Below are 14418 nucleotides of genomic sequence, written 5' to 3'. Positions count from 1 at the left end.
TATAATGGCGGTAGTATGTCCAATCGCAGATCTAATATGCAAGTTTCACTGCTTGCGAAATTCGAATTGCCTTTCAAAGCAGAAACGAATGAGCTTCTGTCTCTCGCGCTCCGGGATCTCCGTAAATTTGACCATCGCGAGCTGCTTGCCCGTCTCCAAATGCTTCACACGGACGATTTCTCCTTTAAACCATACATGGTCGATCGTTCCGTTGCGGAACGGAATCGTGATCCAGCATGCGATCTTGTCGTCGTTCTTCAGCGGCCAATTGCCGTCGCAGCGAAACGAAATGCCTCCTCCGCTCACATCTTCGGTATAGGCCAGAAACTGCAGCTTCTCCATCAGCTTGACGGCGATTTCAAGCTCCGCCCCGACCCGCAGGAAGTTGCGCCGCTGTATTTTGGATATCGACTCCAGTTCGGGTTTTTTGATAACCACAAGCCGGATAACTTCCTCCTTATGACCGAGCACGTAGGAGTTAAAATAATTTTTGACGCCGCCCTCCGCCATAAAATACAGAGCGAGCTCATCACCGATGTATAAACGCTTCATTCTGCCGGTTTTCTCGTTCATCGGCACTTCCATCAATATGTAATCGTCCGTTACATCCGCGATCCGCGATTTGTATTCGATTCTCGCTTCTTCTTCATCCGGCGAGGCGACCTGAAAATATAACATTTGATTGATTTTCGGATACAAACTTGCGTCCCCCCGTTTTCGCCTTAACTCGACAAGCTCCTCTACGATTATAACACGTCCTTTTCGAATGGGAAGTACAAAAAAAAGATAAACGGCAAAGAACTGTCCCGCTAAGGACAGTTCTTCTCGATCACGTGCTTTTAGGTTAATTTCTTCTCGGCCGGCGACACGCGCTCGATCATTTCCTCGATTCCGTTATCCGCATTAATGAAAATGCGGTAGTTGTCACCGTTGATCGAGCCCATATATTCGTAGCACAGCACCTCTTGCCCGAGTTCGTTTTTGATCAGCGCCTTTGATTCCTGGGTCGTCTTGAACTCTGGATTCAACGTTTTGCGGGCTTGCTTCGAAGTCATAGCAGGGACTTTAAGCTGCTTAGGCTTCTGTTCGAATATATAGTCGGTTGCTTGCATGCCGGTCACATCGCCGTTGTCCAGCGCGACACGCACGGTCAGCTTCTTGTTGTAGTTGACAACGTCGCCCTGTACACCGGCGTAGGTCAAGGTTCCGACATTATGATATTCGTCGTAGCTCACGGCCCGCATGTCATGGTACCCGTGGTGTTTCAAAAAAGAATCGGCTTGGCTTTGCGCGTCCGCGACGGATAGCTTCTTCCCGTCGACCGACCGGGAATCCATGAAATAGATCAGATCTCCGCCGTATTTCGCAAAATCCAATTGCACATCGTCGTTGGAATTCGGTTTCTTCATTGTAACGCTGAAGGAAGCGAATTCGCTGCCGTTGCCGTTTTCCTTGACATGCATATTCGAGGTATCGTGCGCTCCCATGAACTGCGCGGCCTTATGCTTGATTTCCTCCGCTGTCATGAGCTTGCCGCCGAGCGCCTTGATGTCGCGTTTCTCATGCAGGCTTGCCATCGAAGGGCCCCAGTTGATTTCAGGGTATTCGCCCACTTTTTTATCGACGGTTTTGAAACCGTCAATGATCGTATTGTCCAGCGTATTGCGCTCGGTCGCAAGTGCGGTTTCAACGTCCATCCAGCGCAAATTGCTTTTTATAACCTTGTCCTGCACGCTGCGCAAGTCTTTTGAAATTTTGGCCGTATTGGCATGCAGCGTTTTTAAGGTTTTGAGCTCATCCTTCGTCAAAGGATTTTTCGTCAGATCGCGGACGGCCGTCTGGTACGAAAACTTCGATACGTGGGACAGCAGCTCTTCCGTTTTGTTGAACGGAAGCAGCGTCAGCGGCAGCTGGTTGATCTCGCTTTGGGCTTCGCTGGTCAAGCGCCATACGTTAATGAGCCCTTTGCGCTGAAATCCATGCGATGCCGAATTGACGGCCAGCGTGTTGCCGAGCTCGCTGTGCAGCTTGTCGACATGGAACGATAAATCGTGGAACGCCCGCTGGTATTGGTTTTCCGCTTTGATCAGAATCGAGTTTTTCTCTTGGTGCTCCTGGTACCCCCAGAAAATCGCTCCGAGAAACAGCAACGTTGCGACAGGAAACAGGATCGCGCTAAGTCGTTTATACATGTATGTAGTCTCCTTTCCATACAAACTTGGCTATAGTTTGACAACTGAAAAGGAAATTTATGCGCCAAATGAAAAATAGGAGCCTCCCTATCCGGGAAGCTCCTACATCGGCTGCTCGTCGACGTCAAAATGCTCGGTGTTGCTGCAAATGCACATTTTAAAACCGGTGTCGACTTTGCCTTTTTCTTTTCTGCCGCGCAGAATAAACCGCTCGCCGCAATGCTTGCAGCGTATCGTCACTTTCACACGCACCTGTTCATCACCCCATACCGGCTGTATTGCGGAGCCCCGCTCCATCGCTACAGTGCAGTATTGACCGATTTGCTACAATTTAACCTCTTCTTCGCGCTTTAATACCCGGAACGGCGAACGGGCATTGGCCCGATTGACTTTACGCAAACCGCGCCCCCATAACACGATCATAAAAGGCATGATCAGCCAAATCCAATACGACTTGAACATGAGCAGAATATAATCGAACAATCCGTGCCAAATGATCGGGAACAGCAGCGACAGCCACAAGTAGCGCCTGCTCTTGCTCCCTTCAGTGAACTTCGCTTTGCCCATGTAATACCCCATCATAACGCCGAACAACGCATGGCCCGATACGGGCAAGAGCGCCCTTACAAGCAGCTGCTGAAAGCTGGTTTGCTCGAACCACGCGTAAAAAATATTCTCGAGCGTTGCGAACCCGAGCGCGACGGCTACCGCATACACGATACCGTCGTAAGGCTCATCGAATTCCGTATGGTTATAGATGATGTGATAGAGCACGAACCATTTGATGAACTCTTCCGCGGCTCCCGAATTGAGGAACGCAGAGATGAAGATATGATCGCCGAAAGCCATGATCATGCCGCGCTGAAGGATGATCGTCGGCACGACGACCAGCATCCCCAGCACGAACATTTTGACGACCATATGAATGGGCTCCGTATCGTAACGGTCCTTCAAATAAAAATAAGCCAACAATGCGATGCCCGGAGCAATCGCCGCTGCCAAGATTGGAAACAATGCCAAAACGTATCCTCCTTCCCCGCACGTTCATGATGTCAGACCCAGCCCCGATACCGAGTCGCTTCCGCCATCTTCCTTACGCCGACCATATATGCCGCGAGACGCATGTGGACGCCCCGTGTTTGATGAAGCTCATATACATTATGGTAACCTTTCACCAATAATTGTTCAAGTCTTCGGTTGACTTCTTCTTCGGTCCAATAATATCCTTGGTTGTTCTGGACCCATTCGAAGTACGACACCACGACGCCGCCCGCGCTGGCGAGCACGTCCGGCACCAGCAGTATGCCGCGTTCCGCGATAATTTGGGTCGCTTCCAATGTCGTAGGACCGTTGGCCGCTTCAACGATAATCTTCGCTTTGATCTTATGCGCGTTGTCGATCGTGATCTGATTCTCGATAGCGGCTGGAACAAGGATGTCGCAGTCCAGCTCAAGCAGCTCTTGGTTCGTAATCGTATTCTTGAACTGCTTCGTCACCGTGCCGAACGAATCCCGCCGGTCGAGCAAATCGTCGATATCGAGTCCGTTTTCGTTATATAGCCCGCCGTACGCATCGGATATGGCGATGACGCTCGCACCCGCGTCCTTCATAAACTTCGCCAGATAACTGCCGGCGTTGCCGAAGCCTTGGATGACGACCCGCGCTCCCGCAAGCGGAATGCCCTTCGTCTTGAGCGCCTCGCCGATCATGATCGTCACGCCGCGCGCCGTAGCCGTCTCCCGTCCGTGGGACCCGCCTAATACGATCGGCTTGCCCGTTATGAAGCCCGGCGAATCGAACTCGCGAATCCGGCTGTATTCGTCGAACATCCACGCCATAATTTGCGAATTCGTCATCACGTCGGGAGCCGGTATGTCTTTCGTCGGTCCCACGATTTGGCTGATCGCCCGCACATACCCCCGGCTAAGCCGTTCGAGCTCGCGGAACGACATTTGGCGCGGATCGCAGATAATGCCACCCTTTCCTCCGCCGTACGGCAAATCGACAATGCCGCATTTCAAGCTCATCCAGATGGATAAAGCTTTGACTTCGTCCTCCGTAACGGCCGGGTGAAACCGTACGCCGCCCTTCGTCGGACCGATCGCATCGTTGTGCTGCGCGCGGTAGCCTTTGAATATTCGGACGGAGCCGTCATCCATCCGGATCGGTATGCGTACGGTCAAGACGCGGAGCGGCTCCTTCAGCAGTTCGTACATTTCTTCGGAAAACCCAAGCTTCGTTAACGCCTCGTGTATGACAATTTGCGTCGCTTGTAAAATATCGGTGTTCCTCGCAGCTTCGATTACGGCCATGAAGCAATCCACCTCCAGTTTTTGCGTTTTTGCGCATAAAACTAGGATGAGCGGACAGCTCCTCCTCTATACGAAAGGACGACGAATCCTCGCCAATTCCAAAAAAAGCACCTTGCAAAAACGATCCGTTTTTGTAAGATGCCGTCTTTTGACTATCTGATCATCGTATTATGAATCGAAATGAGAGCATAACACTTTCACTGCATCGTCGGCAATTACCGTTTTCCCGTACTCTTCAAGGACCGCTTGCGTCAAGGAGCACGCTTCACCGAACTCGGACAACATGGCGATCAGCGTCTGATAGCGCTGCTCTTCCATCTCGATCGCCCCAAGGTGAAGAATCCACTTGCCTTTATAAGAATAAAGCGTACCGCCGTCAGTCAGGTGGTGATTGATCATTTTGGCAGCGGACAGCAAATGCTCGAAATCGTGAAACATATAAGAAATGACGTCGCTTTGCTCCATCGTCACTTCCATTTCGTACACTTCTTCCAGCTCTTCTTCCTCCAATTGGGAAACGAACGGGTTCTGATCGATTTTGCCGCGGGTCACGATGACGACCATACCTTGCGCCGGCAGCGCGAACACTTCAACCGCAAGCGGTCCCGTCGCGTCGAAGCCGAGCTCCGAATAGGCTTGATCCATCATTTCGCTGAAAAGCTCGTGGACCTTCGGGATTTCTCTCCACATGTCCTCTTTCTGTATGCCCCGTTCCTTCAAGTCGTCGAAAGTCAGGAAAATCCTTATCTTGTCTTGACTTAATCGTTCTATTTTCATGAAAGGATCCTCCTTGCAACATCTGTTATAACAGCGTATGAAAAATCATATAATATGTGATCAAAAATGTTTGCATTACCATGTTATCATTATTTTTATGTCAATGCACTATAAAAAATTTATTTAAAAAAAGAATCATTCTTACAGTTTTTAGGCTGTAAAAATGATTCTTCGTTCGGTTGGGCCGCACGCTATTGCGTCGGCATTGCGGGCACTTTGTTGTCCTGCAGAATCGCATCGACCTGCTGCTTCAGTTGCGGGTCTTTGCTGACGATCTGCTCGACTTGACCAAGGCTCGCGGCATTTTTGGAGCTGGAAGTGCTGGAGCTGCTGGTTGCGCCGCTCATGCTGGGTGCGCCGCTCATGCTGCTTGTGCCGGTTGCAGCGCTGTTCGTGCCGAATTTTTTGGTGAGCGCCATGTCGAGCATTTTAGCTCTCGCCGATTTCATCATCTGATTGACGTTACCGGTCATATCGGTAAGATTCGTCAGCATCGGCTTGTTCTGGCGTTTTAAATATACGGCAGCGGCCGCCCCGAGTATCCCGCCTACAATAAATCCTGTCCAGCGCATGGTTTTCATGACCTCCAATGGTTTGAAGTAAGCATGATAATGTGCCCGCTACTATCGTTTGCCGGAGCATGCCCGGGCATACCGATTAAAATTAGGAAATTCGCACGAGACCCGATGAATGGCGAGTTGTGTTACAATAAGAAGGAAACAGCCATGCGGCGCATTATAACGAAACGACAGGTGATCAGATGACGAAGAAATGGATGATGGCCGCACTTGTTCTCGGCCTTTTGCTATCGGGCTGCGGCCAGAAGGCTGCCGGCAACCCGTCAGGCAACGATACCGGCAGCGGTACGCAAGCAACGAACTCCGAGGTTCAGCAGCCGGACAAGAAGCAGCCGAAGGATGAAGAGACAACGACCGTTCCGCCGCAGAAAGAAACGGATGACAGCAGCGACAAAGGCGATACGGGTGCCGAGACTCCTGCGACCTCGGAAAAACTGTATCATATGAATAAGGTGTTCAACATCGTGCCGAACGACCCGGACAAATCAAGCAAAAACGTCGTATTGCTTACTTTTGACGACGGGCCCAAAGATTTAAAAACGCTCGGAAGCTTGTTGGACACACTGGATAAGCATCAAGCGAAGGCGATTTTCTTCGTTAACGGCTACCGGGTCAAACAAAATCCGGACCTGCTTAAGCTCATTCACGAACGCGGCCAAATTATCGGCAACCATTCCTGGGATCATATCGACCTGAAAAAGGAAACCGACGCGAAGATCGATCAGCAAATGAACGATGTACAAAAGATTGTCAAAGATTTGACCGGCAGCGCGCCGCAATTTTTCCGTCCGCCGTTCGGCAAGGGCAACGATCATGTCCGCAAGGTTGCCAAGGATAACGGCATGCTGTATATGACATGGTCTAACGGTTCCCTTGATTGGGACAAAAGCACGAAAAACAAACCGGAGAAAGTTATCGCGAATGTACTCGATCAGCTTCACCCGGGCAGCAATATCCTGATGCACGAGCTGCCTTGGACGACGGAAGCTCTGGATGAGCTGCTTACGAAGCTTAAAGAAAAAGGCTACGGCTTCGTTGATCCCAATACGATCGAACTCGAGGCAAGATAACTCCAGGCAATATAATACGAAAAATTTCCAAAATAAAGAAGGCAGCGCGTATCAAACGCGACTGCCTTTGTTATATGTTTTTAATGTAATGACGTGCATTTCCGACTTGCAAAAGGCGCGGATCGGCATTCCGGAGGTTCCGAAACCTCGGCTGACGAACATTTGCGTTTCCAGCTCGCGTCCGCCGCGAACCTTCCGATTGAACCGGAACAAGCCGGCCGTATATTTGATCGGCTGCCCGCCCGCCGTGCCGTAAATCGGTCCGAATCCGGGCAAGCACACCTGTCCGCCGTGCGTATGGCCGCACAGAATCAAATCAATCGCTTTATCGCCGAGACGTTCCACGATCATCGGATCATGCGCCAGAAGCAGCGTACACACGGTATCGTCATTCACCTCGGCGAACGCGAGACGTACATTGTCGCGTTTCGTATTTGGATCGTCCACGCCGACAAGCCATACCGCCTCGTTCCCTTTTTCCAGCAGCACCGCTTCATTATCCAGAATCCGAACCGACAGCTCCTGCAGCAGGATATTAAGCCTGCGATAGTCCGTCTTGTAGTCGTTATTGCCATGCACGAAATAAACGGGAGCCAACTGGCGCAGCAGTGCAACGTTGTGGCGCACGCGTTCCAGCGGCACGCCTTTTTCGGTCAGATCGCCTCCGATGCATACAAGCTCTATCTTATGGCCGGACTTCAGCCGTGAGATCGTTTTTTGCGACAACACCCGCCGATGCACATCCGAGATGAACAAAAACTGGGTCCCGGCAAAAGAATCCGGCAGCCGCGGCAGTTCGAAACTCCGCACATCCACGTTTACGAGGAACGCCTCGCGAACCATTAGACCGACGCAAACGAAGCCTAATACGACGACAGCCGACAATACATACAACATACGGAGCCCTCCGTTGTTATGACGTTACGTGCCCATGCTCGTCAGGTTGTGTCCCCATAGCAGCAACCCGGCGACGAGCAAAATAAACAATAGGATTAGCGTATTGACGAACAAGCGCGTCAGTTTTCCTTTATTCGAAGGATGCAGCGTTTTGCGCGGCGGTATCACATCATCGGGATCGATAAGATCCGAAATCGATTGTCGGTAATCCGTTTGGGTACGTTTTACATTCCGATTGCTTTGAAACCTTTCCACCCTGCTCATGTGTCCCTCCGAAACCGAATAATCAAGCCCATAATCAAATCAATGATAAAATGGGCAACGATCGGTGTCCATAGGCTTCCGGTCTGAATATAGATCCAGCCTAGGCCATAACTGATGCTGAAGACTAGCCCGGTCGGTATCCAGTGGCGCAAATACCGGATGTGGATCGCCGCGAACAGAATGCTGGTCCAGTACGGCCCGAAGGCATGCTGGATTGCACCGCGGAACAGCAACTCCTCGCACACCGAAACGATAAACGAAATGACGGCGATGTGCCAGATCGGGCGATTACGGAACAGCTTATCGTTCACGCCCCCGTCATCCGTCGCGTCTTCGGGCACAAATCGCGAAACCGCCAGGTCGACAAGGATGACCAGCAAGGCAAAAATACCGCCCCATATGGCAAAATTCCAACTTTCCTGAAAATAAAATAACGAAAATACGTTTCTTTTTTGAAAAAATAAGATAATAATGCCGATAAGAAGAGTAAGGCCTTGCGTCATGTACAAGTTAATCAGCAGCATCCTGTCGTCCAAATCGTCGATCGATACTTTTTGCAGCTTGATGTTTTTGAGCTTATCGCGTAGATTGAACTTTTTCATCGCCGTCCTACCTATCCTATTCTATGGGAGTATATTCACATTTTTCACATTATCACCTATACTATTAGCAAAATGAATAGAAGGAGCTTATTCATGGAAAAACGACTGTCTCGATACGAATACATTTTCAGCCTAGTCTTCATACTTATGCTTGTTTGTGCAGTCGGTGCATTCTTCTATGGTGTCAAAGTCGGTGCGGAAAAAACCGAAGCCAAATACGACCAGAAGCAGCAAAAGAAAACCAAGCAGTTGGCCGTTGCCTACAGCCAGCAGGATCTCGTTTCATTCTACCATACGGTATTGACCCCGTACCGGGAATTTCAATCGTCATGGTTCGAGAAGCTGGACAGCATCGCCTTGCATGACGGAACGACCGACGCTTCAAGCGTATTGAACGAATTGCAGAAGCTTGCGGATTCCAAGTTCAATGAAGTCGGCGAGCTGCCGATGCCCGAAATATCGCCGTTGCTGCAAAACGCACAGACCAATTTTTTGAAAAGCTTGAAGCTCTTCTCCGAAGCCAGCGGCAAATTCATAGCTCAGGCAAACGGTCTTAAGGGCAGTATCCTATTGAATGAAATCGACAAGGACGCTTATTTCATAGAAGCCAAAAATTTCGCGCTGCAAGCCGAATCCGAATATTATGAAGCGATCGTCAAATGGCATCAGTCCGTCGACGCCGATTATCCGGAGCAATTGCTAAAGCTCAAATCGATTTCGCTTACGATTTGGAAGCAAGCACCGCTCACGCTCAAGAACAAATGGTCGGCAAACCTGCTTCAATACAGCAAATACTATGTCTCTTTTGATCCGCAGGATTTGACGGCACGCATCGACGAACTGATTTTATCGGGTCAAGCCGGCAAAATGAAGCTCACGGACGTGCAATCGATCGTTGACCTGCTTGTTAATACCGACGCTGTCCGCAAGGGCGATTTCGTTCGGACGAAGGACAAGCTGTACAATGACGAAAAACTTCCGAGCCTGCCTTTTTTCAATCGTATCTAAACCCGTTTAACAAGGCTACGGCCGCCATCCCGCCAGCTACATTGTGGATGTCGCCGTAGCCTTGCTGCGTTAAGAAGCGGCAAACCGCATGGCTCCGAACGCCGTGAGCGCAAATGACATAGATTGTCCGGTCTTTCGGTAGTTCCTGCAAGCGATCGGGTATCGTATTCATCGGCATGAGCATCGTGCCGTCCAGATGATAAAAATCCCACTCGTATGGCTCGCGTACGTCGATCACGAGCGCATCTCCCAATTCGTTCTCCTCGTGCAGCTCATGAAATCGCTGCGGCGATATCGTTTTGACGTGGTCTTCGGCATGATCCATACCGCTCTCTCCCCCATTTCATGCACACGCATCATATGGAATGAATCATAACGAAATTTTCATGTTTGTTCAAGTTTACCGCATTGCATCCGGCAATAGAATACGTTTAAAATAAGGTCAGCCCAATGGCAGCGAATCTTTCGTTATACATCGACAAATGATGGTTGACAGTGCGGACAACGCATGGTACATTATGAAAAAGTTTAATATTCGACAAATGCTGTGAAGGAATTATGCAAGCGGGAAACCTGCAGAGAGCCGGTGGTTGGTGCAAACCGGAGGTGAAACGTTCGCGGAAGCGGTCCGGAGCAGTTGCGCTGAAGATCTGTACTACAGTAGGCGCAAACGGCGGAAACCGTTACGATTCCTGGTCGCAAGACCGATAAGGTTGTTTGTGTGAACAAGCAATGAATTAGGGTGGTACCACGAAGAAATAAACTCTCGTCCCTTCAATACGCTAGTCGTATGGGATTGTGAGTTTTTTTATTTTTTATGGCCCATTGGGCAGCTACACACCGGAGCATTTTCGCTTCGCAAAACTTGAAGGAGGCTTTATCCATGTTAAAAGTTCTAGTGTCCGACCCGATCAGCGATCTTGGTATTCAACAGCTGGTCGAAGCAGCCGACGTCGAAGTCGACAAAAAAACCGGTTTAAACGAAGATGAGCTTGTTGCCATTATCGGCGATTACGACGCCCTGCTCGTTCGCAGCCAGACGCGGGTGACCGAGCGGATCATGGAAGCGGGCAAACGTCTGAAGGTCGTTGGCCGCGCCGGCGTCGGCGTCGACAACATCGATCTGGAAGCCGCAACGAAACGCGGCATCATCGTCATCAACGCGCCGGACGGCAATACGATCACGACATGCGAACACACTTTTGCCATGATGATGGCGCTTGCCCGTCATATTCCGCAAGCTTATGCGAAGACGGTAAACGGCGTATGGGATCGCAAATCGTTCCTCGGCGTTGAGCTTCATAACAAAACTTTAGGCGTTCTCGGCATGGGCCGGATCGGCAGCGAAGTCGCGAAACGCGCCAAAGCGTTCGGCATGGAAATCATCGGCTACGACCCGTTCTTGACGGAAGAGCGCGCAGAGAAGCTCGGCATCAAGCTCGGCTCCGTGGACCAAATTATCCAGCAAGCCGACTTCATGACCGTGCATACGCCGCTGACCGCGGAAACGCGCCATATGATCTCGCACGAGCAATTCGCGAAGATGAAGAAAGGCATGCGGATCGTCAACTGCGCGCGCGGCGGCATCATTAACGAAATGGCGCTTGTTGAAGCGATCGATCAAGGTATCGTTGCCGGAGCGGCGTTCGACGTGTTCGAAGAGGAACCGCCTCGCGAAGATCATCCGTTCCTCAAGCATCCGAAAGTGATCGTCACGCCTCACCTTGGTGCATCGACGGTCGAGGCGCAAGAAAACGTAGCGATCGACGTATCCGAGCAAGTGCTGCACATCCTGCGCAACGAGCCGTTCAAAAACGCGGTTAACATGCCGCCTGTGCCTGCAGCGGTGCTGAACAAGCTGCAGCCGTATTTCACGCTTGGCGAGAAGCTGGGTACTTTCTTGGCACAGCTGACGGAAGGCGCCGTAAAAGAAATCACCGTCAGCTACTCCGGCGAGCTGTCCGAAGTCGATACGACGCCGCTGACGCGTTATATCGTGAAAGGCGTGCTATCGCACCATCTCGGCACTGAACAAGTGAATATCGTGAACTCGATGCACCTTGCCAAAACACGCGACGTCAACGTGGTTGTGCAGAAGACAGCGGCAAGCAAAGGCTTTACCAACCTCGTCACGCTGTCGCTCAAAACGAAGAACGAAGAGCGCTTGCTCGCCGGTACGCTGCTGAACGGCTACGGAGCGAGAATCGTTCAAATCGATCAATATCCGGTCGACGTATCGCCGGAAGGCAACCTGCTGCTCGTATCGCATCACGACAAACCGGGCATTATCGGCCGCGTAGGCACGCTTCTAGGCAGCAACGACGTCAACATCGCAACGATGCAGGTAGGCCGTAAAATCATCGGCGGCGCGGCAATCATGGTGCTTACCGTCGACAAGCAAACGCCAAAAGAAGTGCTTGCCGAACTGGGCAAGCTGCCTGAGCTGAACAACGTCCGTGAAATCGCGCTTTAAGTCCTTATTCATAACTTGTTCCACGAACAACAAGATTTATCTCGATCATTCAACAAAAAACCACTTCCTCCGCGGAAGTGGTTTTTTCGATTTAGTGCTGATCCATAGGAATCATGATGGAAAATGTCGTACCTTGGCCGATTTCGCTATCCGCCTTGATGGTGCCGTGATGCGCGTCCACGATGTTTTTCACGATGGCGAGGCCTAAGCCCGTTCCTCCGTTATGTCCCCGTGTCCGGGCTTTGTCGGCTTTATAGAAGCGCTCGAAGATGTAAGGCAAATCTTCGGGAGGAATGCCGCGCCCTTGGTCGGCAACCCCGATCAGCGCCATCCGTTCTCCCTTGTTCTCCGCTTCTTCCGCGCTTATCGACACGCTCGCCCCTTCCGCCGTATGGCGGAACGCATTGTCAAGCAGATTGGTCAGCACCTGCTCGAGCCGGTCCTCGTCCGCGGCTTGCAGCAGCAGCTTGCGATCCGGCTTGTCGTAGATCAGCTGGACGTTCCGTTCCTTGGACAAGACGAGAAACTTGCGGAACACACGCTGGATCAATACATCCACGTCGACCTCGCTGAAGTTCATCTCCATATGACCGGCTTCCATTCGAGCGAGATCCAGCAAGTCGTTCACAAGCCGCCCCATACGGAGCGATTCGTCGTAGATGACTTGAACGAGCTCCTTCCGTTCTTCCGGCGATGCCGCAATGTCGTCCATCAGCGCTTCGCTGTAGCCTTGGAGCATGGACAGCGGCGTGCGGATTTCGTGAGATACGTTGGCGACGAAATCTTTGCGCAGCCGTTCCAGGCGAAACTCTTCCGTTACGTTGCGCAATACGGCAACCGACCCGCGTACGGCATCGTTGGCATACAGCGGCGTCATCACGACCGACCATACTTCGTTAAGTACGTGCACCTTCGTGGAAAGGTCCGTAGATTCCCGCAGCACGGATTCGAACAAACCGCGAAGCGGCTGAGGCACTTGCGAATGGGACTTTGCCGATTCGTCATCGGCGCCCTCCCAATGAAACTCGTTCCACTTTTGCAGGATCATATCGCCCTGCGGATTCGTCAGAATCGCTTGTCCTTCCGCATTAAACGTGATGACCGCATCCGCCATGCTCCGGACGACGCTCGATAAATGTTCCTTCTCATGGTTTAAATCCAGAATCGTCGCTTCCAGCTCTTCGGCCATATGGTTGAACGTTTTGGCGAGCTCTCCGATTTCGTCCGTTGAACGAGTCGGCACCCGGGTACTGTATTCGCCGACAATGATTTGATCGGCCGCTTCCTTCATTTTGCGAAGCGGCTGCGTAATTTTGGTAAGCAGGAAAAAAGCAAAAAACGTCGTCAGTAAAAAACCCATCGTGCCGGTAGCTACAAACAATATTTTGACATCGTACGAATTGATCGTATTGGCATTTTCATCGAGATAGATCAGCAGGAAGATGCCGAGCGTGCTGATTACGACGGCAACCAACCCGATGATGGTCATCCACAGTTTGCCGACTACACTTTTCCAGAGCGCCACTTATCTTGGCACCTCGAGCTTGTAGCCGACGCCCCATACGGTCGTGATCATGGCGGCCGACTCCGGCGATACCTTATTCAGCTTCTCGCGCAGCCGCTTGACATGCGTATCGACCGTACGCAGATCACCGAAAAATTCATAATTCCATACGTCCTTGAGCAGCTCTTCGCGCGAAAACACTTTGTCCGGAGACGACGCCAAGTAATGAAGCAGCTCGTATTCCTTGGGCGTCAAGCTTACTTCTTGCCCGCCGGCCGAAACGCGATGCGCATCGTGCTCGATGACGAGATGCGGGAACACGATGTCGTTGCTTGAGCTTGCGTCCTTCGTCAAGTAAGCGGTCGCCGACGAACGGCGCAAAATCGCCTTCACGCGATAAATGACTTCGCGCGGGCTGAACGGCTTGACGACATAATCGTCGGCCCCCACCTCGAATCCTTGCACGCGGTTCACTTCCTCGCCCTTCGCGGTCAGCATAATGACCGGAGTTGCTTTGTGCTGGCGCAGTCTCGTGCACACCTCGATGCCGTCGATTCCCGGCAGCATCACGTCAAGAAGAATCAGGTCGAACTCGCTGCCGGTCGCTTTGCGCAGCGCCGTTTCACCGTCCTCCGCTTCTTCGATGGCATAGCCTTCCTTCTCCAAATACATCCGCAGAAGTCTACGGATCCGTTCCTCATCATCGACAACCAAAATACGGCTCATTTGCTCCACCATCCT

At 51.4% G+C, this 14418-nt stretch carries 16 protein-coding genes and 1 other annotated feature; of the genes, 3 read left to right on the top strand and 13 right to left on the bottom strand.

Features of this window, described 5'->3' with window-relative positions:
• Positions 1 to 45: 45 nt before the first annotated feature.
• The 7 genes from AC0LWM_RS12840 to AC0LWM_RS12810 form a co-directional block, all read right to left on the bottom strand.
• Positions 46 to 699: a flagellar brake protein gene (locus AC0LWM_RS12840; RefSeq protein WP_474675338.1), complete on the bottom strand. Its 654-nt coding sequence runs from the start codon at positions 697 to 699 to the stop codon at positions 46 to 48.
• 140 nt (positions 700 to 839) lie between these two features.
• Positions 840 to 2192, bottom strand: coding sequence for a germination protein YpeB (gene ypeB / locus AC0LWM_RS12835; protein ID WP_474675337.1), 1353 nt, complete (start codon positions 2190 to 2192; stop codon positions 840 to 842).
• Positions 2193 to 2294: 102 nt separating this feature from the next.
• Positions 2295 to 2444 carry a hypothetical protein gene (locus AC0LWM_RS12830; protein WP_474675336.1) on the bottom strand — a complete coding sequence of 50 codons (150 nt, stop codon included), beginning with the start codon at positions 2442 to 2444 and terminating at the stop codon, positions 2295 to 2297.
• Between the two features lie 72 nt (positions 2445 to 2516).
• Positions 2517 to 3212: a glutamic-type intramembrane protease PrsW gene (gene prsW, locus AC0LWM_RS12825; protein WP_474675335.1), complete on the bottom strand. Its 696-nt coding sequence runs from the start codon at positions 3210 to 3212 to the stop codon at positions 2517 to 2519.
• Positions 3213 to 3244: 32 nt separating this feature from the next.
• Complete coding sequence (locus AC0LWM_RS12820; RefSeq protein WP_474675334.1) at positions 3245 to 4504, bottom strand: Glu/Leu/Phe/Val family dehydrogenase; 1260 nt, start codon at positions 4502 to 4504, stop codon at positions 3245 to 3247.
• Between the two features lie 168 nt (positions 4505 to 4672).
• Positions 4673 to 5281: a genetic competence negative regulator gene (locus tag AC0LWM_RS12815; protein ID WP_474675333.1), complete on the bottom strand. Its 609-nt coding sequence runs from the start codon at positions 5279 to 5281 to the stop codon at positions 4673 to 4675.
• A gap of 191 nt (positions 5282 to 5472) precedes the next feature.
• Complete coding sequence (locus tag AC0LWM_RS12810) at positions 5473 to 5853, bottom strand: hypothetical protein (RefSeq protein WP_474675332.1); 381 nt, start codon at positions 5851 to 5853, stop codon at positions 5473 to 5475.
• 188 nt (positions 5854 to 6041) lie between these two features.
• On the opposite strand from AC0LWM_RS12810, the gene AC0LWM_RS12805 reads away from it, so the two are divergent.
• Positions 6042 to 6929 carry a polysaccharide deacetylase family protein gene (locus AC0LWM_RS12805; protein WP_474675331.1) on the top strand — a complete coding sequence of 296 codons (888 nt, stop codon included), beginning with the start codon at positions 6042 to 6044 and terminating at the stop codon, positions 6927 to 6929.
• 51 nt (positions 6930 to 6980) lie between these two features.
• On the opposite strand, the gene AC0LWM_RS12800 is transcribed toward AC0LWM_RS12805, so the two are convergent.
• From AC0LWM_RS12800 to AC0LWM_RS12790, 3 genes are read right to left on the bottom strand one after another with little or no spacing between them, the layout of a single operon-like run.
• Positions 6981 to 7826 (bottom strand): metallophosphoesterase, encoded by an 846-nt coding sequence (locus AC0LWM_RS12800; RefSeq protein WP_474675330.1) that lies wholly within the window; start codon positions 7824 to 7826, stop codon positions 6981 to 6983.
• A 24-nt stretch (positions 7827 to 7850) separates the two neighbouring features.
• Positions 7851 to 8090: a hypothetical protein gene (locus tag AC0LWM_RS12795; protein ID WP_474675329.1), complete on the bottom strand. Its 240-nt coding sequence runs from the start codon at positions 8088 to 8090 to the stop codon at positions 7851 to 7853.
• Complete coding sequence (locus AC0LWM_RS12790; protein ID WP_474675328.1) at positions 8087 to 8692, bottom strand: CPBP family intramembrane glutamic endopeptidase; 606 nt, start codon at positions 8690 to 8692, stop codon at positions 8087 to 8089. The genes AC0LWM_RS12795 and AC0LWM_RS12790 overlap by 4 nt, the downstream gene beginning before the upstream one ends.
• Positions 8693 to 8785: 93 nt before the next feature.
• Here AC0LWM_RS12790 and AC0LWM_RS12785 point away from each other — a divergent pair, with 93 nt between their 5' ends.
• A complete protein-coding gene (locus tag AC0LWM_RS12785; RefSeq protein WP_474675327.1) occupies positions 8786 to 9700 on the top strand; it encodes a hypothetical protein in 915 nt (304 codons plus the stop codon).
• Here the strand turns inward: AC0LWM_RS12785 and AC0LWM_RS12780 are convergent.
• Positions 9687 to 10025, bottom strand: coding sequence for a rhodanese-like domain-containing protein (locus tag AC0LWM_RS12780; RefSeq protein WP_474675326.1), 339 nt, complete (start codon positions 10023 to 10025; stop codon positions 9687 to 9689). The genes AC0LWM_RS12785 and AC0LWM_RS12780 overlap by 14 nt on opposite strands.
• A 213-nt stretch (positions 10026 to 10238) precedes the next feature.
• Positions 10239 to 10477: a binding site (T-box leader), on the top strand.
• Between the two features lie 106 nt (positions 10478 to 10583).
• Between AC0LWM_RS12780 and serA the strand changes: the two genes are divergently transcribed.
• The gene (serA, locus tag AC0LWM_RS12775; RefSeq protein WP_474675325.1) at positions 10584 to 12173 is read left to right on the top strand and encodes a phosphoglycerate dehydrogenase; all 1590 of its coding nucleotides are present in this window, start codon (positions 10584 to 10586) and stop codon (positions 12171 to 12173) included.
• A 91-nt stretch (positions 12174 to 12264) separates the two neighbouring features.
• On the opposite strand, the gene AC0LWM_RS12770 is transcribed toward serA, so the two are convergent.
• Both AC0LWM_RS12770 and AC0LWM_RS12765 read right to left on the bottom strand, forming a co-directional pair.
• Positions 12265 to 13698 carry a HAMP domain-containing sensor histidine kinase gene (locus AC0LWM_RS12770; protein WP_474675324.1) on the bottom strand — a complete coding sequence of 478 codons (1434 nt, stop codon included), beginning with the start codon at positions 13696 to 13698 and terminating at the stop codon, positions 12265 to 12267.
• Positions 13699 to 14415: a response regulator transcription factor gene (locus AC0LWM_RS12765; protein WP_474675323.1), complete on the bottom strand. Its 717-nt coding sequence runs from the start codon at positions 14413 to 14415 to the stop codon at positions 13699 to 13701. It lies immediately after the preceding gene.
• Between the last annotated feature and the right edge of the window lie 3 nt (positions 14416 to 14418).

This window comes from Paenibacillus sp. sgz302148 (assembly GCF_056120465.1).
The sequence above is the reverse complement of the archived record's forward strand: the minus strand, read 5'-3'. Positions and strand labels throughout refer to the sequence as shown.